General features: G+C 51.9%; 20 protein-coding genes and 2 pseudogenes. 14 read left to right on the top strand and 8 right to left on the bottom strand.

What is annotated here, in order from left to right; translation table 11 throughout:
- Position 1: 1 nt before the first annotated feature.
- Entirely contained in the window at positions 2-943 is a 942-nt protein-coding gene (iaaA, locus tag ACLJRS_RS00405) for a beta-aspartyl-peptidase (RefSeq protein ID WP_001030503.1), read from the bottom strand.
- A 202-nt stretch (positions 944-1,145) separates the two neighbouring features.
- On the opposite strand from iaaA, the gene moeA reads away from it, so the two are divergent.
- The 4 genes from moeA (at position 1,146) to ACLJRS_RS00385 (ending at position 6,745) form a co-directional block, all read left to right on the top strand.
- On the top strand, positions 1,146-2,381 hold the full coding sequence (gene moeA, locus ACLJRS_RS00400) for a molybdopterin molybdotransferase MoeA (RefSeq protein ID WP_000395782.1): 1,236 nt from the start codon (positions 1,146-1,148) through the stop codon (positions 2,379-2,381).
- Positions 2,381-3,130 carry a molybdopterin-synthase adenylyltransferase MoeB gene (moeB, locus tag ACLJRS_RS00395; RefSeq protein ID WP_000829278.1) on the top strand — a complete coding sequence of 250 codons (750 nt, stop codon included), beginning with the start codon at positions 2,381-2,383 and terminating at the stop codon, positions 3,128-3,130. Before moeA ends, moeB begins: the two co-directional genes overlap by 1 nt.
- Positions 3,131-3,407: 277 nt before the next feature.
- On the top strand, positions 3,408-4,307 hold the full coding sequence (locus ACLJRS_RS00390; protein WP_000576954.1) for a glycyl-radical enzyme activating protein: 900 nt from the start codon (positions 3,408-3,410) through the stop codon (positions 4,305-4,307).
- 5 nt (positions 4,308-4,312) lie between these two features.
- Entirely contained in the window at positions 4,313-6,745 is a 2,433-nt protein-coding gene (locus ACLJRS_RS00385; RefSeq protein ID WP_000192661.1) for a glycyl radical protein, read from the top strand.
- Between the two features lie 77 nt (positions 6,746-6,822).
- Here ACLJRS_RS00385 and ACLJRS_RS00380 read toward each other — a convergent pair whose 3' ends face one another.
- Entirely contained in the window at positions 6,823-7,632 is an 810-nt protein-coding gene (locus ACLJRS_RS00380) for a Cof-type HAD-IIB family hydrolase (RefSeq protein WP_000217910.1), read from the bottom strand.
- A gap of 261 nt (positions 7,633-7,893) precedes the next feature.
- On the opposite strand from ACLJRS_RS00380, the gene ACLJRS_RS00375 reads away from it, so the two are divergent.
- On the top strand, positions 7,894-9,159 hold the full coding sequence (locus ACLJRS_RS00375; RefSeq protein ID WP_410957734.1) for a DUF1479 domain-containing protein: 1,266 nt from the start codon (positions 7,894-7,896) through the stop codon (positions 9,157-9,159).
- 121 nt (positions 9,160-9,280) lie between these two features.
- Here ACLJRS_RS00375 and ACLJRS_RS00370 read toward each other — a convergent pair.
- Positions 9,281-9,364 (bottom strand): annotated as a pseudogene (locus ACLJRS_RS00370) (hypothetical protein); the annotation flags it as partial.
- On the opposite strand from ACLJRS_RS00370, the pseudogene ACLJRS_RS00365 reads away from it, so the two are divergent.
- Positions 9,355-10,083: pseudogene (locus tag ACLJRS_RS00365) on the top strand (Cof-type HAD-IIB family hydrolase); the annotation flags it as partial. The pseudogenes ACLJRS_RS00370 and ACLJRS_RS00365 overlap by 10 nt on opposite strands.
- 28 nt (positions 10,084-10,111) lie before the next feature.
- Here the strand turns inward: ACLJRS_RS00365 and ACLJRS_RS00360 are convergent.
- On the bottom strand, positions 10,112-10,855 hold the full coding sequence (locus ACLJRS_RS00360) for a DUF4261 domain-containing protein (protein WP_077905610.1): 744 nt from the start codon (positions 10,853-10,855) through the stop codon (positions 10,112-10,114).
- A gap of 608 nt (positions 10,856-11,463) precedes the next feature.
- Positions 11,464-13,056, bottom strand: coding sequence for an ABC-F family ATPase (locus tag ACLJRS_RS00355; protein ID WP_000961479.1), 1,593 nt, complete (start codon positions 13,054-13,056; stop codon positions 11,464-11,466).
- A 218-nt stretch (positions 13,057-13,274) separates the two neighbouring features.
- Here ACLJRS_RS00355 and ldtB point away from each other — a divergent pair, with 218 nt between their 5' ends.
- Entirely contained in the window at positions 13,275-14,195 is a 921-nt protein-coding gene (gene ldtB / locus ACLJRS_RS00350) for a L,D-transpeptidase (protein WP_001056405.1), read from the top strand.
- Between the two features lie 43 nt (positions 14,196-14,238).
- On the opposite strand, the gene ACLJRS_RS00345 is transcribed toward ldtB, so the two are convergent.
- Entirely contained in the window at positions 14,239-15,351 is a 1,113-nt protein-coding gene (locus ACLJRS_RS00345) for an anion transporter (RefSeq protein WP_000050086.1), read from the bottom strand.
- Positions 15,348-15,821: a manganese-binding transcriptional regulator MntR gene (gene mntR / locus ACLJRS_RS00340; protein ID WP_000533542.1), complete on the bottom strand. Its 474-nt coding sequence runs from the start codon at positions 15,819-15,821 to the stop codon at positions 15,348-15,350. The genes ACLJRS_RS00345 and mntR overlap by 4 nt, the downstream gene beginning before the upstream one ends.
- Positions 15,822-16,006: 185 nt before the next feature.
- On the opposite strand from mntR, the gene mntS reads away from it, so the two are divergent.
- Together mntS and ACLJRS_RS00330 are read left to right on the top strand one after the other, a co-directional pair.
- Positions 16,007-16,135: a manganase accumulation protein MntS gene (gene mntS, locus ACLJRS_RS00335; protein ID WP_001670439.1), complete on the top strand. Its 129-nt coding sequence runs from the start codon at positions 16,007-16,009 to the stop codon at positions 16,133-16,135.
- Positions 16,136-16,399: 264 nt separating this feature from the next.
- On the top strand, positions 16,400-17,980 hold the full coding sequence (locus ACLJRS_RS00330) for a phosphoethanolamine transferase (RefSeq protein WP_001089322.1): 1,581 nt from the start codon (positions 16,400-16,402) through the stop codon (positions 17,978-17,980).
- 62 nt (positions 17,981-18,042) lie between these two features.
- On the opposite strand, the gene ompX is transcribed toward ACLJRS_RS00330, so the two are convergent.
- Positions 18,043-18,558, bottom strand: coding sequence for an outer membrane protein OmpX (ompX, locus tag ACLJRS_RS00325; protein ID WP_000716763.1), 516 nt, complete (start codon positions 18,556-18,558; stop codon positions 18,043-18,045).
- A 353-nt stretch (positions 18,559-18,911) separates the two neighbouring features.
- On the opposite strand from ompX, the gene rhtA reads away from it, so the two are divergent.
- The 5 genes from rhtA (at position 18,912) to glnQ (ending at position 23,350) form a co-directional block, all read left to right on the top strand.
- Positions 18,912-19,799: a threonine/homoserine exporter RhtA gene (gene rhtA, locus ACLJRS_RS00320; protein ID WP_001119551.1), complete on the top strand. Its 888-nt coding sequence runs from the start codon at positions 18,912-18,914 to the stop codon at positions 19,797-19,799.
- A 302-nt stretch (positions 19,800-20,101) separates the two neighbouring features.
- Positions 20,102-20,605 carry a DNA starvation/stationary phase protection protein Dps gene (gene dps, locus ACLJRS_RS00315; protein ID WP_000100805.1) on the top strand — a complete coding sequence of 168 codons (504 nt, stop codon included), beginning with the start codon at positions 20,102-20,104 and terminating at the stop codon, positions 20,603-20,605.
- Positions 20,606-21,081: 476 nt separating this feature from the next.
- The gene (gene glnH / locus ACLJRS_RS00310) at positions 21,082-21,828 is read left to right on the top strand and encodes a glutamine ABC transporter substrate-binding protein GlnH (protein WP_000838671.1); all 747 of its coding nucleotides are present in this window, start codon (positions 21,082-21,084) and stop codon (positions 21,826-21,828) included.
- Between the two features lie 143 nt (positions 21,829-21,971).
- Positions 21,972-22,631 carry a glutamine ABC transporter permease GlnP gene (gene glnP, locus ACLJRS_RS00305; protein WP_001159076.1) on the top strand — a complete coding sequence of 220 codons (660 nt, stop codon included), beginning with the start codon at positions 21,972-21,974 and terminating at the stop codon, positions 22,629-22,631.
- Positions 22,628-23,350: a glutamine ABC transporter ATP-binding protein GlnQ gene (gene glnQ / locus ACLJRS_RS00300; protein ID WP_000569093.1), complete on the top strand. Its 723-nt coding sequence runs from the start codon at positions 22,628-22,630 to the stop codon at positions 23,348-23,350. The genes glnP and glnQ overlap by 4 nt, the downstream gene beginning before the upstream one ends.
- Positions 23,351-23,427 lie beyond the last annotated feature (77 nt).

The following is a 23,427-nucleotide window of genomic DNA, read 5'->3' as shown; positions in this document are numbered from 1 at the left end:
CTTATTCCCGGTAAATTCCTGTGGTAGGCGTATCCCCGGCATATCCCCAGGCGCGATACATCCCTTCGCTGTTAAACGGCAACGCGACATTACCTTCGTGATCAACGGCGATTAATCCACCGCTGCCGCCCAGCGCCGGTAATTTTTCCATCACCACGCGCTCACAGGCGTCGGCAAGGCTGAGTCCGCCATATTCCATCAATGCGGCGATATCGTAAGCCGCGAGCGTGCGAATAAAGACCTCTCCCGTTCCGGTACAGGAAACGGCGACGCTGGCGTTGTTGGCATAACACCCGGCGCCGACCAGCGGGCTGTCGCCGACGCGCCCGGGCAATTTATTGGTCATCCCGCCGGTAGACGTTGCCGCCGCCAGATTGCCGAATTTATCCCGCGCCACCGCGCCGACTGTACCCATTTTTTTCGTTTCGTCCAGCGGCGCGCCGCTGTGATCGAGCGCCATTTCGCCCGCCGCACGCGCCGCCAGCAATTGCTCGTAACGCGCCGGGGTGGAAAAGATATCCGGCGAAACGCGCGCCATCCCCTGTGAAAAGGCAAAGTTTTCCGCCCCTTCCCCCACCATGAGTACATGCGGGCTGCGCTCCATCACCAGCCTGGCGGCGAGCACAGGATGGCGAACATGACTCACGCCCGCGACGGCTCCGGCTTTCAGGGTATTGCCGTCCATCACGCAGGCATCCAGTTCATGAGTCCCGTCTCGGGTATAGACCGCGCCGATACCCGCATTGAAGAGCGGACACGCTTCCAGCAGACGCACCGCTTCCGTCACTACATCAAGCGCGCTGTCACCCGCTTCCAGCATCTTTTGCCCGCTTTCAACAATCTCTGACAACGCCTGGATATAGCGTAGCTCCTGCTCATGGCTCATTTGCGCGCGAGCAATCGCGCCTGCGCCGCCGTGAATCGCAATCACTGCTTTATTCATTTTTAGGGTCCATTACGGTGGCACACAACTTTTACTATAACTATCAGAATTGTTGTGAGTTATTCATTCGATTTTTGAATATAGAAAGATGCGTAAGGTATGTAAAGGCGCAAGGCCGTCTCTAAGACCGAGGTAGCATACTGCCCGCCACTGTTTTCTGACATAATAGCCGGATTCGATTTTGCCTCGCAGGAGTATGTTCATGGAATTTTCCGCCGGATTGATGCCGCTTGAAACGGCGCTGACACAGATGCTTTCACGTATTACCCCGCTCACCGCCGTAGAAACGTTGCCGCTGGTGAACTGCTTTGGCCGCATCCTGGCGACCGATATCGTTTCTCCCCTCGATGTTCCCGGCTTTGATAATTCAGCTATGGATGGTTATGCGGTACGTATGGCGGATTTGTCCGCCGATAAGCCGCTGCCCGTCGCCGGCAAAGCATTTGCCGGTCAGCCTTACCAGGGAGAGTGGCCTGCGGGCACCTGCATTCGCATTATGACCGGCGCCCCGGTGCCGACAGGTTGCGAGGCGGTAGTTATGCAAGAGCAGACGGAACAAACCGATGACGGCGTGCGTTTTACCGCCGATGTTCGTTGCGGACAAAACATCCGCCGCCGCGGCGAGGATATTCGCCAGGATGCGGTGGTCTTTCCGGCCGGTACGCGCCTGACTACTGCCGAACTGCCAGTGCTGGCGTCGCTGGGAATTGCCGATGCACAGGTTGTACGTAAAGTGCGCGTAGCGCTGTTCTCGACCGGCGACGAGCTCCAGCTTCCGGGCCAGCCGCTGGAGGCGGGACAAATTTATGACACTAACCGTCTAACTATACATTTGATGCTGCAACAGCTTGGCTGCGAAGTGATCAATTTAGGCATTATTCCTGACGATCCCGGTAAGCTTCGCGCCGCGTTTATCGACGCCGACAGCCAGGCCGATGTAGTGATAAGCTCCGGCGGCGTCTCGGTTGGTGAAGCGGACTATACCAAAACCATCCTTGAGGAGCTGGGCGAAATCGCCTTCTGGAAGCTGGCTATCAAGCCAGGCAAACCGTTTGCCTTCGGCAAGCTCAGTAATAGCTGGTTCTGTGGCCTGCCGGGGAATCCAGTCTCTGCGGCGCTCACTTTTTATCAACTGGTTCAGCCCTTACTGGCGAAGCTTGGCGGCAATACGGCAAGCGCTGTACCGCCGCGCCAGCGTGTACGCACAACATCTCGTCTGAAGAAAACGCCAGGGCGTCTCGATTTCCAGCGCGGCATCCTGCAACGTAGCGCCAACGGCGAACTGGAGGTCACGACCACCGGACACCAGGGTTCACATATTTTCAGCTCGTTTAGTCTGGGCAACTGCTTTATTGTGCTGGAGCGTGAACGCGGCAATGTTGAGCCGGGAGAATGGGTGGAAGTCGAGCCGTTTAATGCTCTGTTCGGAGGCCTGTAATGGCGGAACTTAGCGACCAGGAGATGCTGCGCTATAACCGACAAATTATTCTGCGCGGCTTCGATTTTGAAGGGCAGGAAGCGTTAAAAGATGCGCGGGTATTAGTGGTCGGGCTGGGCGGACTCGGCTGCGCGGCAACGCAGTATCTGGCCGGCGCTGGCGTCGGGCAACTGACGCTACTCGATTTTGATACCGTTTCCGTTTCCAATCTCCAGCGTCAAACCTTGCACAGCGACGCCACGGTCGGGCAGCCAAAGGTTGAGTCCGCCCGCGACGCGCTGGCGCGAATCAACCCGCATATTACCATTACGCCCGTTAACGCGCGGCTGGACGACGACGCTATGACCAGCCTGATTGCCGGGCATTCGCTGGTACTGGACTGTACTGATAACGTTAGCGTACGTAATCAACTTAACGCCGGGTGCTATACCGCGAAAGTGCCGCTAATCTCCGGCGCGGCAATTCGTATGGAAGGACAAGTTACCGTCTTTACGTATCGGGAAAACGAACCCTGTTACCGCTGCCTGAGCCGTCTGTTTGGCGAAAACGCTCTGACCTGCGTAGAGGCAGGGGTGATGGCGCCACTGATTGGCGTGATCGGTTCGCTACAGGCAATGGAGGCCATTAAGCTGCTGGCGCATTACGGTCAGCCCGCTAGCGGAAAAATCGTCATGTACGATGCGATGACCTGTCAGTTCCGCGAAATGAAGTTGATACGCAACCCCGGCTGTGAAGTCTGCGGACAGTAGCCACTTTACGGATAAACATACCGAAGCACGGTTTATGGCCGTGCTGTATCAACAGATAATTACTGTCATCAGACGCAAAGCCAGCTTACCCAAGCTCCGACTGACGATCGGCTCAAGCAGCGCGGCATCATCTTAAACGCCATACCACAACCTCAAACCGTGATGTTGTACCTCATTTAACGCCTCTTTGTCAGAACCTCTCCATTCGTTGACGCACATCAAGATAACTTTCATTCGAAAGTAATTTAATCTTTATATGAAATAAGAGAGGCCGTTTATGATCTTCAATATTCAGCGCTATTCTACCCACGATGGCCCCGGTATCCGTACCGTAGTATTTCTCAAAGGCTGTTCGTTGGGCTGTCGCTGGTGCCAGAACCCGGAAAGCCGCGCCCGCGCTCAGGATCTGTTATACGACGCGCGGCTGTGTCTTGAAGGATGCGACCTGTGCGCGCAAGCCGCGCCGGACGTCATTGAGCGCGCGCTAAACGGCCTGCTCATCCATCGCGAGAAACTGACCGACGCCCATTTTTCAGTCCTGGCGCATTGCTGCCCCACACAGGCGTTAACCGTGTGCGGCGAAATAAAAAGCGTGGATGAGATCATGGCGACGGTACTGCGCGATAAACCTTTTTACGATCGCAGCGGCGGCGGTCTTACGCTTTCTGGCGGCGAACCGTTTATGCAGCCGGAACTGGCGGCAGAGCTGTTTAAAGCCAGCCATGACGCCGGTATTCATACAGCGGTTGAGACCTGTCTGCATGTTCCATGGAAATACATTGCGCCCTCACTGCCTTATATCGATCTGTTTCTGGCTGATTTGAAGCATGTCGCCGACGGGCCGTTTAAGCAGTGGACCGATGGCAGCGCCTCGCGGGTGCTGGAAAATCTCAGGAAACTCGCCGCCGCGGGCAAAAAAATGGTGATTCGCGTCCCGCTGATTCAGGGATTTAATGCCGATGAGGAGACCATTAAAGCCATTACCGACTTTGCCGCCGACGAACTGCACGTCGGGGAAATTCATTTTCTGCCCTACCACACGCTGGGCATCAATAAATACCACTTACTCAGTCAGCCCTATCATGCCCCGGATAAACCACTGGATGCGCCGGCGTTACTTGATTTTGCCCAGAAGTACGCCTGCCAAAAAGGTTTAACCGCGACCCTACGAGGATAATTATCATGACCCAACTGAAACTGGACACGCTCAGTGACCGCATTAAGGCGCACAAAACCGCGCTGGTACATATCGTGAAACCGCCGGTCTGTACCGAGCGCGCGCAGCATTATACCGAAATGTATCAGCAGCATCTGGATAAACCGATTCCGGTACGCCGCGCGCTGGCGCTGGCCCATCACCTGGCGGAACGCACTATCTGGATAAAACACGATGAACTGATCGTCGGCAACCAGGCAAGTGAAGTCCGCGCCGCGCCGATTTTCCCGGAATATACCGTCTCGTGGATTGAAAAAGAGATCGACGACCTGGCAGACCGGCCCGGCGCAGGTTTTTCCGTAAGTGAAGAAAACAAACGTATTCTGCACGACGTCTGTCCGTGGTGGCGCGGTCAAACCGTCCAGGATCGCTGCTACGGCATGTTTACCGATGAACAAAAAGGGCTTCTGGCGACTGGCATTATCAAAGCCGAAGGTAATATGACTTCCGGTGACGCGCACCTGGCGGTGAACTTCCCGCTGCTGCTGGAAAAAGGGCTTGATGGCCTGCGCGATAAAGTCGCCGAGCGCCGCTCACGCATCAACCTTACCGTGCTGGAAGATCTGCATGGCGAGCAGTTCCTGAAGGCGATTGATATTGTGCTGGATGCGGTAAGCCAGCACATCACGCGCTTTGCCGCGCTGGCGCGCCAGATGGCAGGCGAAGAGTCCCGTGAAAGCCGTCGTAAAGAGCTACTTACCATCGCCGAAAACTGCGAGGTGATCGCCCACCAACCGCCGCAGACCTTCTGGCAAGCACTGCAATTGTGCTACTTCATCCAACTGATTCTACAAATTGAGTCTAACGGTCACTCGGTGTCATTTGGTCGTATGGACCAGTATCTTTACCCCTATTATCGTCGCGATGTCGAACTAAACCAGACTCTGGATCGTGAGCACGCCATTGAACTGCTGCACAGCTGCTGGCTGAAACTGCTGGAAGTAAACAAGATCCGCTCCGGTTCGCACTCCAAAGCTTCCGCAGGCAGCCCGCTATATCAAAACGTCACCATTGGCGGTCAGAATCTCATCAACGGTCAGCCAATGGACGCAGTGAATCCGCTGTCTTACGCCATTCTGGAGTCCTGTGGACGTCTGCGTTCTACCCAGCCCAACCTCAGTGTGCGTTATCACGCCGGAATGAGTAACGATTTCCTTGACGCCTGCGTCCAGGTCATCCGCTGCGGCTTTGGGATGCCGGCGTTTAACAATGATGAAATCGTCATCCCGGAATTTATCAAGTTGGGGATCGAACCACAGGACGCTTACGATTACGCGGCGATCGGCTGTATCGAAACCGCCGTCGGCGGGAAATGGGGTTATCGCTGCACCGGCATGAGCTTTATTAACTTCGCCCGCGTCATGCTGGCGGCGCTGGAAGGCGGTCGCGACGCCACCAGCGGCAAGGTATTTCTGCCGCAGGAAAAGGCGCTCTCCGCAGGCAACTTTAACAATTTTGACGAAGTGATGGCCGCCTGGGATACCCAAATTCGCTACTACACGCGCAAATCGATCGAAATTGAGTATGTGGTCGACACCATGCTGGAAGAGAACGTCCACGATATTCTGTGCTCAGCGCTGGTAGATGACTGTATTGAACGCGCGAAGAGTATCAAGCAAGGCGGCGCTAAATATGACTGGGTATCCGGTCTCCAGGTCGGTATCGCCAACCTGGGCAACAGCCTCGCCGCCGTGAAAAAACTGGTCTTCGAACAGGGCGTTATCGGTCAACAGCAGCTTGCCGCCGCGCTGGCCGATGACTTTGACGGGCTGACCCATGAGCAGCTGCGCCAGCGTCTGATTAACGGCGCGCCGAAGTACGGTAACGACGATGACAGTGTCGATACCCTGCTGGCGCGCGCTTATCAGACCTATATTGATGAGCTGAAGCAATACCATAACCCGCGCTACGGTCGTGGCCCTGTGGGCGGCAACTATTACGCCGGTACGTCCTCTATCTCAGCAAACGTGCCGTTTGGCGCCGCGACTATGGCTACCCCGGATGGTCGCAAAGCGCATACACCGCTGGCGGAAGGCGCAAGCCCTGCATCAGGTACGGATCATCTCGGCCCGACGGCGGTGATTGGTTCCGTAGGCAAATTACCTACCGGTTCCATTCTCGGCGGCGTGCTGCTCAATCAGAAACTGAACCCAACGACGCTGGAAAACGAATCCGACAAACAGAAACTGATGGTTCTGCTACGGACGTTCTTTGAGGTGCATAAAGGCTGGCATATTCAGTACAACATCGTGTCACGCGAAACGCTGCTGGATGCGAAAAAACATCCGGACCAGTACCGCGATCTGGTCGTGCGTGTGGCAGGCTACTCCGCCTTCTTCACCGCGCTGTCACCGGACGCGCAGGACGATATCATCGCCCGTACCGAACATATGCTGTAATTTGCCCTGGCGCCATCGGCAATATGTCCGAACTGCCTGATGGCGCTACGCTTAACAGGCCTACGCAGGCCTGTTAATCAGAAGGGATCGGTGCCGTCAAGCACGGCCTGAATGACGTTGAGCGCGCCTTGATGGTTATTATCATCAGTGTGATAACGTGAAAGCGCTTTGATATTGTCTGCGGCATTGCCCATGGCAAAAGAGTAATGCGCCATTTTCAACATTTCCGCATCATTACCGCTGTCGCCAATGGCGACGACATTCTGTGGCGACCTGTTCCAGCGCTTTAACAGACGACTGATGCCATTCGCTTTATGCAGTCCCGGGATAATCAGGTCGATAAAACCGAAGCCACTGGTGACGGGCTTCATGATGCCATCCAAAGATACGTGCAGTTTGTCGATAACCAGCGGAATTTGTTCATCGGGCAAATTCAGGGAGAACTTAAACAGGATATCGTCAATGTCGTGATAATCGTTTACCGGCTGCAGGCGGTGATAATGTTTGGCCATCAGCGCCACGAAAGTCTCGGGAGCGTTTTTGCTGACATAAGCGCTTTTCAGACCGCAGGCGACGAAGTTAAGCTGCTTATCCTTCAGCAGTTCGCCAATCACAATCCGCGATTCATGCCGGGTTAGCTCCCCGTGAAACAACTGCTTGCCATGTTCATACACCAGCGCGCCATTTTCTGCGACAAAGGAAATTTCGTCTTTCAGCTCGGGGAAGAAGGAGATCAACTGGTAGTACTGATTACCGCTGGCGACCACAAATTCGATATTACGTTTTTTCAGTTCCTGGTATTGCGCCATGAAGCGTACACGATCGTACTGCTTGGCATCGTCGAGAAAAGTGCCGTCCATATCGGTAACGACAACGTTAACGGTCATACTTAAGCTCCTGGCTGTAACTGCGACCAGAAACATTTTAATAACAATGTGAGCAGAACCACAAATTTATTTCGAATGAAAAGTGGCTGAACGAAAGGAATAGCCGCATAAGACATTAAGGCGTCCTGGCCACCTTACGTTTTCCTCTCGCTTCCCTCTTTGTGCGCTCCTGCAATATTTTAAACTTGCATTAACCTTATTTTAACTTAAAGTATCAGATGTAACTAATTTTACTTTCGAACGAAGGATGGTGAGGTTGATATGACAACTCCTTTTACCCACGAAACGCTGCCCGCCGACCCAAAAGCGGCCATTCGTCAGATGAAGCAGGCGCTACGCGCGCAAATCGGCGACGTACAGGCGGTGTTCGACCGTTTGAGCGCCACCATAGCAGCCCGGGTGGCGGAAATTAACGATCTGAAGGCGCAGGGGCAGCCGGTATGGCCAATTATCCCTTTTAGCGAACTGGCGATGGGCAACATTAGCGATGCCACCCGCGCCGAGGTTAAGCGCCGCGGGTGCGCGGTGATTAAAGGTCATTTTCCACGCGAACAGGCGCTGGCATGGGACCAGTCGATGCTCGACTATCTGGACAAGAACCATTTTGACGAGGTGTATAAAGGACCGGGGGATAATTTTTTCGGTACGCTGAGCGCCTCCCGGCCTGAAATCTATCCTGTCTACTGGTCGCAGGCGCAAATGCAGGCCCGCCAAAGTGAAGAGATGGCGCTGGCGCAGTCGTTCCTCAACCGTCTGTGGCAGGTAGAGCACGACGGCAAGCGATGGTTTAATCCGGATATCAGCATCATTTACCCGGATCGCATCCGTCGCCGCCCGCCGGGCACCACATCCAAAGGACTGGGAGCGCATACCGACTCCGGCGCGCTGGAACGCTGGCTGCTGCCAGCCTATCAGCAGGTATTCGCCAGCGTGTTTAACGGCAACGTCGAGCAGTACGATCCGTGGAATGCGGCGCACCGTACCGACGTTGAAGAGTACACGGTGGATAACACCACAAAATGCTCGGTATTTCGCACCTTCCAGGGCTGGACCGCGCTCTCCGATATGCTGCCCGGTCAGGGGTTGCTTCATGTCGTCCCTATCCCGGAGGCGATGGCGTATATTCTGCTGCGCCCGCTGCTGGATGATGTCCCGGAAGATGAATTATGCGGCGTCGCGCCGGGCCGGGTGCTGCCGATTTCTGAACAGTGGCATCCTTTACTGATGGCGGCGTTAACCAGCATTCCGCCGCTGGAAGCCGGGGATTCCGTGTGGTGGCATTGCGATGTCATCCACTCCGTCGCCCCCGTCGAAAATCAGCAGGGCTGGGGCAATGTGATGTACATTCCTGCCGCGCCAATGTGTGAGAAAAATCTGGCCTATGCGCGTAAGGTGAAAGCGGCGCTGGAGACAGGCGCATCACCGGGCGATTTCCCGCCCGAGGACTATGAAACCACCTGGGAAGGGCGTTTCACGCTGCGCGATCTGAATATTCACGGTAAACGGGCATTAGGTATGGACGTTTGACGGTCGTACCGCCCTGCCCGCTCACCTGCGGTGTGCCCTTTGCCTGGGCGCACCCGTCTTACCGAACCTACGCGCCAGGATACGTAGGCCCGGTAAGCACAGCGCCACCGGGCGTCAGTGTTTAGCTTTCAATCCCTTTACTACGCAAATAATCGTCGTAGTTGCCGCTGAAGTCCACCACGCGCTCCGGCGTAATTTCAGGAACTGAAAAAGCGCGGCATTGAGTTCGTTGTCGCCAGCGGTAATCAGTATTACCAGCTTATTTCGTTCTTTCCTGAGCTAAAGGATGAGATCTCTTTTGTCGCGGAAAACGGCGCACTGGTTTACGAACATGGCAAGCAACTGTTCCACGGCGAACTGACCCGGCATGAATCGCGGATTGTTATTGGCGAGTTGCTGAAATATAAGCAACTTAATTTTGTCGCCTGCGGTCTGCAAAGTGCATATGTCAGCGAAAATGCGCCAGAAGCACTCGTTACCCTGATGGCAAAACACAACCATCGCCTGAAACCCGTAAAAGATTATCAGGAGATTGATGACGTACTGTTCAAGTTTTCGCTCAACCTACCGGATGAACAAATCCCGTTAATGATCGACAAACTACACGTTACGCTCGATGGCATTATGAAGCCCGTCACAAGTGGTTTTGGCTTTATCGATCTGATTATTCCCGGCCTGCATAAAGCAAACGGTATTTCGCGGTTACTCAAACGCTGGGATCTGTCGCCACAAAATATGGTAGCGATTGGCGACAGCGGCAATGACGCAGAGATGCTAAAAATGGCGCATTATTCCTTTGCGATGGACAATGCCGCAGAAAACATTAAACAAATCGCCCGTTACGCTACCGATAATAATAAGCATGAAGGCGCACTGAATGTGATTCAGGCGGTGCTGGAAAATAAAGTGCCGTTTACACTTTAACGAGAGTCGGGGCAATTGCCCCGATTTCTCAATGAGCATTACACTCATCTTCTTCAATCAGTTCAACCACTAATGTGGTTCCAGGCCCCTGTAAGTAATATTCATCGTCAAGGGGATCGCGCAGTTTCATAAATGTCGTTTTACCGACTTGCATGGTATGCCCGGCAGCCATTTCTGCTCCACTTTCAAGCAGGTAACGCAGAACATTATTGAAAATATCAGAATATTTTTGCCCTTCGTGATGACCTTGTGCGTGTGCTGCGAAATCTGGTAGCCCAAAGCAATCAGCACCATAGGTACGCATCCATACGCCTTCGATATCCTCAACTTCATATTTCACAAATCCACAAAATAGAGAGGTCAGCGGGAAACCTTCACGCAACATTTCCAGACTATGCTTACCCAACTCCTGAGACTTAAATACCCCCGCAGGTAATGAAGTGTGAGCCGATTCATTTAATACAGCGACAGCCCCCATGCTACTTAATGCACCTGCAACCACAGCCAACGCAACATATTGCTCTAAAGGTGAAGTATCATACCCCTTATAATATAAAATAATATTTGCACTGGTTGCCCGTACTTGCTCTTTTACTTCCTGGGGATAATGAGCTGGCGCGACGCATTGTTCGATTGATTCCTGAGGGTAAGGCGTTTTAAATCCAACCATCGATATTACATGCTTACCCCATCCTGCTAAACCAAAAAAATCCAGTTCAGGGACAAGTTCACACGTTGCCTGTTTCATACTGGAATGATAATTACGCAACAAGCGGGTGAGTTCTTTTGAATTATTTTCCGGGAGAGTATCAAATACAACAACTAAACTTAGTGGGTTATCAATTTCAGCATTCGCTACTAAAACACCTTGTATATTAGATGAGTTTTTTTCTTTACGGCCAAAAAAGCGTTCCAAAATGCTCATATTTATTCCTTTTGTTGAACAATAAAGGAATATAAAATAGCACTTGAATTCTTATAAAGAAAATAACATTACAATATGTTTACCACAAAATATATTCGCAATTTTTATGATAGATCCTCTTCTTTCATTTAATTTTAAAATAGAATATTAAGAGCCTATCCCACCAGGCGTTATTGGCGCAGCCAGTTTGGACACGGACAGCGCGCAAAAACCGGAGCGTACACGTAGTACGTGAGGTTTGACTCGCTACGCTCGCCCTTCGGGCCGCCGCTAGCGGCGTTCAAAACGCTAACGCGTTTTGGCGAGCACTGCCCAGGTCCAAAATGGCAAGTAAAATAGCCCTAATGGGATAGGCTCTAAGAGTATATATAATTTTCACATTGCATTCGGAAAAAATAAAAATTACCTTGTTAACATTCTGTAACCCCGACGCTATCGGGGCTACAGACAATAACTTACTCGATCCCTTTACTACGCAAATAATCGTCGTAGTTGCCGCTGAAGTCCACCACGCGCTCCGGCGTAATTTCAATGACGCGGGTTGCCAGCGAGCTGACGAACTCACGGTCGTGCGAAACAAAGATCAGCGTGCCCTGATACAGCTCCAGCGCCATATTCAGCGATTCGATCGACTCCATATCCAGGTGGTTAGTCGGTTCGTCCATGATCAGGATATTCGGCTTTTGCATCATCAGTTTGCCGAACAGCATACGGCCCTTCTCGCCACCGGAGAGGACTTTCGCAGGCTTTTTGATATCATCCTGGCTAAATAGCAGGCGGCCCAGAATACTGCGCACTGCCTGCTCGTCGTCGCCTTCCTGTTTCCACTGACTCATCCATTCAAACACCGTCAGGTCATTTTCGAATTCATATTCGTGGTCCTGCGCGTAGTAACCAATACGCGCGTTTTCCGACCATTTAACGGTGCCGTGATCGGCGTCCAGATCGCCAACCAGCGTCTTCAGCAGCGTAGATTTACCCACGCCATTGGTGCCGAGTACCGCCAGCTTCTCCCCGACTTCGAGCAGCAAATTGACATTTTTAAACAGCGGACCGTTATCAAAACCTTTCGTCAGCGCCTCCACTTCCAGAGCGTTACGGAACAGTTTTTTATCCTGCTCAAAACGGATGAACGGGTTCTGACGGCTGGAGGCTTTCACCTCTTCCAGCTTGATTTTATCAATCTGCCGCGCGCGCGACGTTGCCTGACGCGATTTAGAGGCATTGGCGCTAAAACGGCTAACAAAAGATTGCAGCTCGGCAATTTGCGCTTTTTTCTTCGCATTATCGGCCAACAGACGTTCACGCGCCTGGGTCGCCGCCGTCATATACTCATCATAGTTACCCGGATAGACGCGCAAGTCGCCGTAATCCAGATCCGCCATATGCGTACAAACCATGTTCAGGAAGTGACGGTCGTGCGAAATGATGATCATCGTGCTATCGCGCTCGTTCAGCACCTGCTCCAGCCAACGGATAGTATCAATATCCAGGTTGTTGGTCGGTTCGTCGAGCAACAGGATGTCCGGATTAGAGAATAACGCCTGCGCCAGCAGCACACGCAATTTCCAGCCTGGCGCGACTTCACTCATCAGACCGTAATGCTGCTCCAGCGGGATGCCCACCCCCAACAGCAGTTCGCCCGCGCGCGCCTCAGCGGAATAACCGTCCATCTCGCCGTATTTTACTTCCAGATCGGCGACTTTATAGCCGTCTTCTTCGCTCATTTCCGGCAAGGCGTAGATACGGTCGCGCTCCTGCTTGACTTCCCACAGTTCGCCATGCCCCATAATGACAGTATCAAGTACGGTGAATGTTTCAAAAGCGAACTGGTCCTGACGCAGCTTACCGATGCGCTCATTCGGATCGAGGGAAACATTGCCCAGCGTCGGCTCCAGGTCGCCGCCGAGGATTTTCATAAAAGTGGACTTTCCGCTACCGTTGGCGCCAATCAGGCCGTAACGGTTGCCGCCGCCAAATTTGACGGAAATGTTTTCGAACAGCGGCTTACTGCCGAACTGCATGGTAACGTTGCTGGAAACTAACACAGGCTTATCCTGAAAAAAGATGTGACAAACCGCTTATTATGCCACAAGTCTGAAATAAGATCGCGCCCTGTACAAAGGGCTACACTGAACCGTAAGGGAAAAAAACGTGATTTCGTACACATCTGAATTCCCTGTTTACTGGAATGCACCTATAATGCGCTCCCAACATGACAGAATTCTCAACCTACTAGCCTGCTTGGCACAGAATCTCGCATAACATGAATATGAAATTAACAACGCTTTTCGCGGCGGCTTTCGCTGTAGTTGGTTTTTGTAAAACAGCCTCAGCAGTCACTTACCCGCTGCCTACCGATGGTAGCCGTTTAATTGGGCAAAATCAGGTCATCACCGTTCCTGAGGGCAATACCCAGCCGCTGGAGTATTTTGCCGCGGAGTATCAGATGGGGCTGTCCAACATGCTGGAAGCCAACCCGGGCGTGGATACCTTCCTGCCGAAGGGCGGTACCGTGCTGAATATTCCGCAGCAGCTGATCCTGCCGGATACCGTACACGAAGGCATTATCATCAATAGCGCGGAAATGCGCCTCTATTACTACCCGAAAGGCACAAACACCGTTATCGTCCTGCCGATTGGGATCGGTCAGTTAGGTAAAGACACGCCTATCAACTGGACGACCAAAGTTGAACGTAAAAAAGCCGGTCCGACTTGGACGCCTACGGCAAAAATGCACGCTGAATATCGCGCCGCCGGCGAGCCGCTGCCTGCGGTCGTGCCTGCGGGCCCGGATAACCCGATGGGCCTGTACGCGCTGTACATCGGTCGCCTGTATGCTATTCACGGCACCAACGCCAACTTCGGCATCGGGCTTCGCGTGAGCCACGGCTGCGTACGTCTGCGCAACGACGATATCAAATTCCTGTTTGAAAATGTGCCGGTCGGTACCCGCGTGCAGTTTATCGATGAACCGGTAAAAGCCACCACCGAGCCGGACGGTAGCCGTTACATTGAGGTGCATAACCCGCTGTCAACGACGGAAGCGCAGTTTGAAGGTAAGGAAGCGGTGCCGATCACGCTTAATAAGAGTATCCTGGCCGTCACCAACGAGCCTGACGTTGATCAGACCGTCGTACAACAGGCAGTTCAGGATCGTTCCGGGGTGCCGGTTCGTCTGAACTGACAGACTCTGCCTGCGAAGCCCGATAGATACTATCGGGCTTCTCTTACGGCATCAGTTGCAATAATCCATATCCCACCAGCGCCGCCCATGCCAGCATCGGCAGCGAATAGAAATGAAATCGCCACCAGATTCGGCGATCGTTCGCCATCCGTAAAGCAATAAGATTTGCCAGCGACCCCGGCAGCAGACCAAACCCGCCGATATTCACCGCCCACGCCAGCAGCGTCGAGGCCGGTACATAGTTCAGCAGGAGAATGGTACTGGGCACATTACTGATAATCTGCGACAGGCCGATAGCGGTTAGCCAAAGCCCCAGGTGAGACAGTGCGCCAACCTGGTTGAAAACGCCCTGCAACGCCGGCAATTGCGTTAGCAGATGGACATCAATAAACATCGCCATAAATACCAGCAGCAGCGTCCAGTCCACGCTGACTATCACCCTGCGCGCCAGCACAATAAACCCAGCCGCCACCAACACCAGTCCCCATAACTCTTGCCTGAGCTCCAGCGCGGTAAGAAAAACGACATATAATGCCAGGCAACTCCACACCAGACGGGGCTGCCACTGCGGCGAACGCGTACCGGTATGATACTGTAACGCCCTACCCGGAAAACAAAACCAGCACAGGAGCAGTAACGTCAGCATCATCATGACGGCAAGCGGCGCCATTTGCCCGCTAAATTCAGCAAAGCTTAAGCCGGAGCGTCCCCATAACAGAATATTTTGCGGATTACCGACAGGCGTCAGCAGCGAACCGGCGTTCACCGCCAACGCTTCAAAAATAATCAATCGGTTGACCGGTATCGCGCACAGTTTTTTTAACGTTATCGTCAGCGGCACAACGATAAACAGCGCGACATCGTTTGTCAGAAAGGTCGACAGCGCCGCCGCAGCCAGCACCAGGAACATCGCCAGTTGCCGCTCGGTATGAAATCGGCGCGTCATCTTGCGTCCCAGCACATCAAAATAGCCGCTCAGCTCAACGCCTTTAGTGAGCAACATTAACCCACTGAGGGTAATAATGGTGTGCCAGTCAATCGCGTCAGGCCAGGCGCGGGGCGCAAAAGGAACAAACAGGCTTAACGCCATCCCCACAATGATCAACAACTGAAAAAAACGGTCACGCCGCAGCGCCCGTAAAAAGGCCAGACTCATTCTGCAGATGTTCCATGCTGTTGAGTGAAGGCCAAAAAGGCATCCAATGTCTCCTGGCTGACATGGTGTTCCATCCCTTCCGCATCACGACGCGCGATCTCCGGACTTACGCCTAATACCAGTAAAAAATTTTCGACAATTTGGTGCCGCTCGCGGCTTTCCTGCGCCAGCTTCTCCCCTTCCGGCGTCAGAAAAACGCCGCGCCAGGGGATCATTTGAATAAATCCTAACGATGCCAGGCGCTTAAGCATTTTGGCCACAGTTGGCTGGGAGACGCCGAGCCGAGCCGCCATATCCACCTGACGCGCTTCCCCTACCTCAATAATTAAATCGGAAATCAGCTCAACGTAATCGTCTATCAACTCACGGCGATGCGCCTCTCTGACCTGACGAAATCCTTCAACGTGTTCTTCTACGTTCACCAATTGCGTCACTTTTTTTGTTGTTGGCGTACCTGCGCGACGACCCATTTTGCTTCCTCGTTTCTGTGACGCGTTAACGCGTCAGCTGACAGAGCGCTCATTGTAAACCAGAGTTGTCCGGGCACAAAAAATTAACGTTTTAGCAATAGCTATAAAACATAGCCTGTGCTATATCTGTATGTAATGCAGACATCCCTCACGGATCGATGGGATAGAAACATCAGGAGGTTTATATGAACGAATTTAAGAGGTGTATACGCGTGTTCAGTCACTCTCCCTTTAAAGTCCGGTTAATGCTGCTCTCTATGTTGTGCGATATGCTCAACGGCAAACCGGAGCAGGATAACCCTTCCACGAAATAACGCGGCGGTGCGGTACGCCGCTTTATTTTGCATCCTCAACGGAAATGGCGCCCATTTCCCCTGTTTTTTTGTGGTTTTGCTATTCTCTTCGCAAAACATTTTCTTTCCGGCGGTTGACCTTCTTACCCGCACGCTCTATCTTCTGGCAGCCCTGAATATTTTGCGACTCGCCGTTGCGAACCCAATACCTTTTTTACGCATAATCAGGCAGGTAATGACCCTTCGCGCCAGGGTTAGCACATGGCGTTTTTGCAATAGTGGCATATGAATTCAACCCTTATCGATTCACTTCTGGCCCGTCGTCGGGCTGTAAGCCCGTGGGCGGGCCTCTACTTTTTACAGTCGCTGCTGATTAACCTCGCGCTCGGCTACCCCTTTAGCCTGCTTTATACCGCGGCGTTTACCTGCCTGTTGCTGTTGCTCTGGCGCTACCTGCCCCGCGGACAAAAAGCGCTGCTCGGCATCTGTTCGCTGGTAGCCGCTTGCTATTTTCCCTTTGGCCAGGCTTACGGCGCGCCGAACTTTAATACGCTGCTGGCGCTGCACTCCACCAATATGGAAGAGTCGAGCGAAATCCTGACCATCTTCCCGTGGTATAGCTACCTGACCGGACTTTTTATTTTTGCGCTGGGTATTATTGCGCTTCGCCGCCGAAAAGAAGAGGTCAGGCCGCGCTGGAATAGCCTCGACAGCCTGTGCCTGCTGATCAGCGTCGCGGCATTTTTCGTCGCGCCGATACAAAATCTGGCCTGGGGCGGCGTTTTTAAGGTTATTGATACCGGCTATCCGGTTTTTCGCTTCGCCAAAGACGTTATCGTCAATAACAACGAAGTCATTGAAGAGCAGCACCGTATGGCGCAGCTATCCGGCATAAAAGATAGCTGGACGGTTACTGCGGTGAAACCCAGATATCACATCTATGTCGTGGTGATTGGTGAAAGCGCGCGACGGGATGCCATGGGCGCTTTCGGCGGCCACTGGGATAATACCCCCTTCGCCAGCCATGTGAATGGCGACTTCTTTATGGATTACATCGCCGCCAGCGGCTCAACGCAAAAATCGCTCGGTTTAACGCTCAATCGCGTGGTGGTTAACAAACCACAGTATCAGGATAATTTCGTCACGCTGGCTAACCGCGCCGGTTTTCAGACATGGTGGTTTTCCAATCAGGGGCAAATCGGCGAATACGACACGGCCATCGCCAGTATCGCCAAACGCGCCGATGAAGCGCATTTCCTGAAAAACGGCGATTTTGAAGCGGATAAAAATACTCGCGACGACGCGCTGTTAACCATGACGGCGCAGGTATTGGCGACAGAACGCACGCAACCGCAGTTGATTGTGTTGCATTTAATGGGATCGCATCCCCAGGCCTGCGACCGTACTCAGGGAAAATACGCGACGTTTGTCCAGTCGAAAGAGACGTCTTGTTATTTATACACCATGACGCAAACCGACAATTTGCTCCGTCAGCTCTATACTCAGCTTCGTCATAGCGGCGACAGTTTTTCGCTCGTCTATTTCTCCGATCACGGGCTGGCGTTTAAAGAACGCGGCAAAGCGGTACAGTACCTGGCGCATGACGACAAATTCCAGCAAAACTTCCAGGTGCCGTTTATGGTGCTATCCAGCGACAGTAAAGCGCATCGGATCATTAAAGCTCGCCGTTCCGCGAACGATTTCCTGAGTTTTTTCTCGCAATGGACAGGAATTAGCGCTAAAGAGATCAAAAATCGCTATCGATTTATTTCGGAACAGAAAGCCGGGCCCGTTTATATCACCAATTTCAAATTACAAAAAGTGGACTATAACCATCTGGGCAGCGATATTTTTTCACTAAAATAATGCACGTTTCAGGCAAAAAAAATCCGCCCCGAAAGGCGGATTTTTCATTTTCACCGACGTGATTAGAAGCGGTAACCTACGCCAGCAATCCAGGTGCCAACGTCAACGCTACGAATACGGCTCTGCTCGTAAGAGAAGTCCAGAGCAACATTTTCCATCGGGTTGAATTGCAGACCAGCGCCATAGGAGAAGCCATAATCGCTGGTGTCATGTTTGTAGGTTGGGTAATCGGTCGTCTGGAATTTACCGTAACCCACACCGACTACACCGTAGATGCTCGCCCAATCGTTCAGACGGTAAGCCGGGCCGGCAGTGATGCCGTAGTACTGACCTTTGTTGTAATCGCCCGCACCGTTAGTACGATCTTTTTCGGTGTAGGTGAAGGAACCGATTACGCCCAGCGGGTTGTCGTCCTGCTCGTAACGATACTTCAGGTTGAAACCGCTCATTTTATTCGCTACGCCCTGCGCGTCGCTCTGAGCGTAACCACCGGTAACGGTAGAAGTAGCAGCTACTGCAGTACCTGCGGAAAAAGCCAGAACAGCGGCCAGTGCTGAAAGACATGCAATTTTTTTCATAACCACCTCAAATGTGCTTCAAGTAAGTCCTAAGTTTTAAATATATCAAAAATTAATGGGAAACTCTTTGCGATTCACGGTGTCTAAGGGCGCCTTTCATGTAACAGAACGTTTCCATATCGCGCTATCTTATTCAATTAACATCACTTTTCCGGCTGATTGCACCAATAATGCGCGTGTGGCGCGATACATTCATCCAGATTATTCCTAAACTAACAGTCTATTTATCCATCAATTTAAGTTCATTTTATGGAATCCTGGAAATTTTTTTTCAACGAATCCTCAAGCGCTCCGGGGAATTTCCATTACACTGCCACCTTTACTCGTACTGACATTTTTTGACAGGAGAAAGGATGCCGGGGTCAACACGTAAACTACCAGTCTGGTTGCCCATTTTGGTTTTGCTCATTGCCATGTCCTCTATTCAGAGTGGCGCTTCACTGGCAAAATCGTTATTTCCTCTTGTCGGCGCGCCGGGTGTAACGGCGCTTCGTCTGGCGTTGGGAACGCTTATCCTTATCGCCTTTTTCAAACCCTGGCGTTTGCATTTTGCCAAAGAGCAGCGGCTGCCTTTACTGTTTTATGGTCTGTCGCTGGGCGGGATGAACTATCTATTCTATCTGTCGATTCAGACGGTGCCGTTGGGTATTGCGGTCGCGCTGGAATTTACCGGCCCTCTGGCGGTCGCGCTGTTTTCATCCCGGCGTCCGGTAGATTTTATTTGGGTCGTACTGGCTGTGCTTGGACTCTGGTTCCTGCTGCCATTAGGACAAGATATGTCTCACGTCGATCTTACCGGGGCCGCGTTAGCGCTCGGCGCTGGTGCCTGTTGGGCTGTCTATATTCTTACCGGCCAGCGAGCAGGCGCGGAACATGGTCCGGCCACGGTGGCGGTAGGCTCGCTGATTGCCGCCATCATTTTCGTGCCGATTGGCGCAGTTCAGGCTGGCGATGCGCTATGGCACTGGTCGATTCTTCCCTTAGGGTTAGCGGTCGCTGTGCTTTCTACGGCGCTGCCTTATTCACTGGAAATGATTGCGCTGACGCGCCTGCCAACCCGCACCTTCGGTACGCTGATGAGCATGGAACCCGCGCTGGCCGCCGTTTCCGGGATGATTTTTCTGGGCGAAACGCTTACGGGCATACAAATCCTGGCCCTGTGCGCCATCATTGCCGCTTCAATGGGATCTACCCTAACGATTCGACGCGAACCGCAAATTAAACAAGTTGACGTAAAATAGTTTCTTATTCTGCATGATGTGCATAATCATGCAGAATATCACCTCGTTATTCACCTTTTATTATTGCGCTATTACTTCGTCATTTTTTGTCATATTTTTTCTCATTTTTTACATTAAAATGAGAATTATTACCCACCAAACAGCAAACTCGTCTAACCAGTTGATTTTTAATCAAAATAAATATTAAATCTTGTCTGTACTATTAAAGTGATAGGTAAATTCAAAAAAGCAAAGTTAAAAACCGGTGCTATACTTATTTTCGTTAATTACCTGGGACACAAACATCAAGAGGATATGAGATTATGAGTACCGCTAAACTGGTAAAAACAAAAGCGTCTAATCTGCTTTATACCCGTAACGATGTATCAGAGAGCGATAAAAAAGCGACGGTTGAGTTGCTTAATCGTCAGGTGATCCAGTTCATTGACCTGTCGCTGATCACGAAACAGGCCCACTGGAACATGCGCGGTGCTAACTTTATTGCCGTTCATGAGATGCTGGATGGCTTCCGTACCGCACTGACCGATCATCTGGATACTATGGCCGAGCGCGCCGTACAGCTTGGCGGTGTGGCGTTAGGCACCACGCAAGTTATCAACAGCAAAACTCCACTGAAAAGCTATCCGCTCGACATCCATAACGTGCAGGATCACTTAAAAGAACTGGCCGATCGCTACGCTGTTGTCGCTAATGATGTTCGCAAAGCTATCGGTGAAGCCAAAGATGAAGACACTGCCGATATCTTTACCGCCGCATCACGCGACCTCGATAAATTCCTGTGGTTTATCGAATCCAACATCGAATAAATCTATCTCTACCCTGAATACTTCGAGTTGCAGGAAGGTACAAACGCAGCGAATCCGCAGAAGCCTGACTTCCGTCGGTCACTGAAGCGAACGCACCTGCAACTTGATGTACACAGGTATATAAGTCATCCCTATACCCCTGCCTGGCACAGGGGTTTTGCACTTAAATAGTGCACACGTCTTGTACTCCCCTCCGATAAAAGTGAATTATTTGTAATAATTACATCACACAATCGTTAATTAAAGATTGTTTTAACAACAATTTTTACGCTAAATAGACCCTGTATCTCTACTTTGTTATTCATGCACTAAATCAGTGCCCCAAAACGGTGCGGCATACTGGTTTTGCCCGACTTATTGTGCACAGAAATGATTCACGCTTCTGTTAAAACAATGAGTTACATAATTGGCATGATTTTTTCATTACGCTACATGTTCTCGCAGGGGATCGCCCCGTGGATAGAAAAGGAAATGCTATGAAGTCTCTATTAAAAGTTTCACTGGCTGCACTTACCCTGGCTTTTGCGGTGTCTTCGCACGCCGCGGATAAGAAACTCGTTGTAGCAACCGATACGGCGTTCGTTCCGTTTGAATTTAAACAGGGCGACAAATACGTCGGTTTTGATGTTGATCTGTGGGACGCTATCGCGAAAGAACTGAAGCTGGACTACACCCTGAAACCGATGGATTTCAGCGGCATTATTCCGGCATTACAAACCAAAAATATCGATCTGGCGCTGGCGGGTATTACGATTACGGACGAGCGTAAAAAAGCGATCGACTTTTCCGATGGCTATTACAAAAGCGGTCTGCTCGTGATGGTGAAAGCCAACAATAACGACATTAAAAGCGTTAAAGACCTCGATGGCAAAGTCGTTGCCGTGAAGAGCGGAACCGGGTCGGTGGATTACGCGAAAGCGAATATCAAAACCAAAGACCTGCGTCAGTTCCCGAACATTGATAACGCGTACATGGAATTAGGCACCAACCGCGCAGACGCCGTTCTGCACGATACGCCGAACATCCTGTACTTTATCAAAACCGCAGGCAACGGCCAGTTCAAGGCGGTAGGCGAATCGCTGGAAGCACAGCAATACGGAGTTGCCTTCCCGAAAGGCAGCGATGAACTGCGCGAGAAAGTCAACGGCGCGCTGAAAACGCTGCGTGAGAATGGCACCTATAACGAAATCTACAAAAAATGGTTCGGTACAGAACCTAAATAAAACGACCTGATGTTGGCTTGTGGCCCGGTAGTGAGGACGCTCACCGGGCCTACAGCTCTTTCCGTGACGGATAAGACACTTTCCGCCATTTCCGCGCCGGATAGAGCATTTGACTATTTACACCACGGTAACAGGAACGACATATGCAGTTTGACTGGAGCGCCATCTGGCCCGCCATTCCGCTTTTGCTTGAGGGCGCTAAAATGACCCTGTGGATCTCGGTCCTCGGTCTGGCTGGCGGCCTGGTTATTGGACTGGCGGCAGGTTTTGCCCGTACGTTTGGCGGCTGGTTCGCCAACCACATCGCCCTGGTTTTCATTGAAATTATTCGCGGCACGCCCATCGTTGTCCAGGTCATGTTTATCTACTTTGCCCTGCCGATGGCATTTAATGATTTGCGTATTGATCCATTCAGCGCAGCGGTCGTGACAATTATGATTAACTCCGGCGCTTATATCGCGGAAATTACTCGTGGCGCAGTACTATCCATTCACAAAGGTTTTCGCGAAGCGGGTCTGGCGCTGGGCCTTTCTCGCCGGGAAACCATCCGCCATGTTATTTTACCGCTTGCTCTGCGCCGTATGCTGCCGCCGCTGGGCAATCAGTGGATCATTAGCATCAAAGACACCTCGTTGTTTATTGTTATCGGCGTAGCCGAGCTGACCCGTCAGGGCCAGGAAATTATTGCCGGTAACTTTCGCGCCCTGGAAATCTGGAGCGCCGTGGCCGTCTTCTATTTGATCATTACGCTGGTGCTGAGCTTTATTTTGCGTCGTCTTGAAAGAAGGATGAAAATCCTGTGATTGAATTTAAAAACGTCTCCAAGCACTTTGGCCCCACCCAGGTGCTACATAACATTGATTTAAACATCCGTCAGGGCGAAGTGGTTGTGATTATCGGCCCTTCCGGTTCGGGTAAATCCACGTTATTACGCTGTATCAATAAACTGGAAGAGATCACCTCCGGCGATCTGATTGTCGATGGTCTGAAAGTCAACGATCCTAAAGTAGACGAACGGCTGATTCGCCAGGAAGCCGGCATGGTGTTTCAACAGTTTTATCTGTTCCCGCATCTGACCGCGCTCGAAAACGTGATGTTCGGTCCTCTGCGCGTGCGCGGCGTAAAGAAAGAAGAAGCGGAAAAACAGGCGAAAGCTCTGTTAGCGAAAGTTGGACTGGCGGAACGGGCGCACCACTACCCCTCCGAGCTTTCCGGCGGTCAACAACAGCGCGTCGCTATTGCCCGAGCGCTGGCAGTGAAGCCGAAAATGATGCTCTTTGACGAGCCAACCTCCGCTCTGGACCCTGAACTGCGCCATGAAGTGCTGAAAGTCATGCAGGATCTGGCGGAAGAAGGCATGACCATGGTCATTGTGACTCACGAAATCGGCTTTGCCGAAAAAGTCGCCTCACGGCTGATTTTCATCGATAAAGGCCGTATTGCCGAAGATGGCAGTCCGCAGGCGTTGATCGAAAACCCGCCAAGCCCACGTTTACAGGAATTTTTACAGCACGTCTCCTGAGATATCGCCCTTCCTGCCCTGCGGCAGGAAGGGCATCATGGAATAGTCCCATTTCATTTTCCCTCCCCTGCGCCATC

Source organism: Salmonella sp. SAL00670, from assembly GCF_046552235.1.
In the GTDB taxonomy this organism is placed as follows: Bacteria; Pseudomonadota; Gammaproteobacteria; order Enterobacterales; family Enterobacteriaceae; genus Salmonella; species Salmonella enterica.
Note: the sequence above shows the minus strand (reverse complement) of the source record. Positions and strands in the feature narration are given on the sequence as shown.

What these genes read in the sequence shown, in the direction of transcription:
- iaaA (WP_001030503.1), bottom strand. Translation starts at nt 943, where the DNA reads ATGAATAAAGCAGTGATTGCGATTCACGGCGGCGCAGGCGCGATTGCT.
- rhtA (WP_001119551.1), top strand. Translation starts at nt 18,912, where the DNA reads ATGCCGGGGTCAACACGTAAACTACCAGTCTGGTTGCCCATTTTGGTT.
- ACLJRS_RS00375 (WP_410957734.1), top strand. Translation starts at nt 7,894, where the DNA reads ATGACAACTCCTTTTACCCACGAAACGCTGCCCGCCGACCCAAAAGCG.
- ompX (WP_000716763.1), bottom strand. Translation starts at nt 18,558, where the DNA reads ATGAAAAAAATTGCATGTCTTTCAGCACTGGCCGCTGTTCTGGCTTTT.
- mntR (WP_000533542.1), bottom strand. Translation starts at nt 15,821, where the DNA reads ATGGGTCGTCGCGCAGGTACGCCAACAACAAAAAAAGTGACGCAATTG.
- ACLJRS_RS00345 (WP_000050086.1), bottom strand. Translation starts at nt 15,351, where the DNA reads ATGAGTCTGGCCTTTTTACGGGCGCTGCGGCGTGACCGTTTTTTTCAG.
- dps (WP_000100805.1), top strand. Translation starts at nt 20,102, where the DNA reads ATGAGTACCGCTAAACTGGTAAAAACAAAAGCGTCTAATCTGCTTTAT.
- ACLJRS_RS00330 (WP_001089322.1), top strand. Translation starts at nt 16,400, where the DNA reads ATGAATTCAACCCTTATCGATTCACTTCTGGCCCGTCGTCGGGCTGTA.
- mntS (WP_001670439.1), top strand. Translation starts at nt 16,007, where the DNA reads ATGAACGAATTTAAGAGGTGTATACGCGTGTTCAGTCACTCTCCCTTT.
- moeA (WP_000395782.1), top strand. Translation starts at nt 1,146, where the DNA reads ATGGAATTTTCCGCCGGATTGATGCCGCTTGAAACGGCGCTGACACAG.
- glnP (WP_001159076.1), top strand. Translation starts at nt 21,972, where the DNA reads ATGCAGTTTGACTGGAGCGCCATCTGGCCCGCCATTCCGCTTTTGCTT.
- glnH (WP_000838671.1), top strand. Translation starts at nt 21,082, where the DNA reads ATGAAGTCTCTATTAAAAGTTTCACTGGCTGCACTTACCCTGGCTTTT.
- ldtB (WP_001056405.1), top strand. Translation starts at nt 13,275, where the DNA reads ATGAATATGAAATTAACAACGCTTTTCGCGGCGGCTTTCGCTGTAGTT.
- moeB (WP_000829278.1), top strand. Translation starts at nt 2,381, where the DNA reads ATGGCGGAACTTAGCGACCAGGAGATGCTGCGCTATAACCGACAAATT.
- ACLJRS_RS00390 (WP_000576954.1), top strand. Translation starts at nt 3,408, where the DNA reads ATGATCTTCAATATTCAGCGCTATTCTACCCACGATGGCCCCGGTATC.
- ACLJRS_RS00380 (WP_000217910.1), bottom strand. Translation starts at nt 7,632, where the DNA reads ATGACCGTTAACGTTGTCGTTACCGATATGGACGGCACTTTTCTCGAC.
- ACLJRS_RS00385 (WP_000192661.1), top strand. Translation starts at nt 4,313, where the DNA reads ATGACCCAACTGAAACTGGACACGCTCAGTGACCGCATTAAGGCGCAC.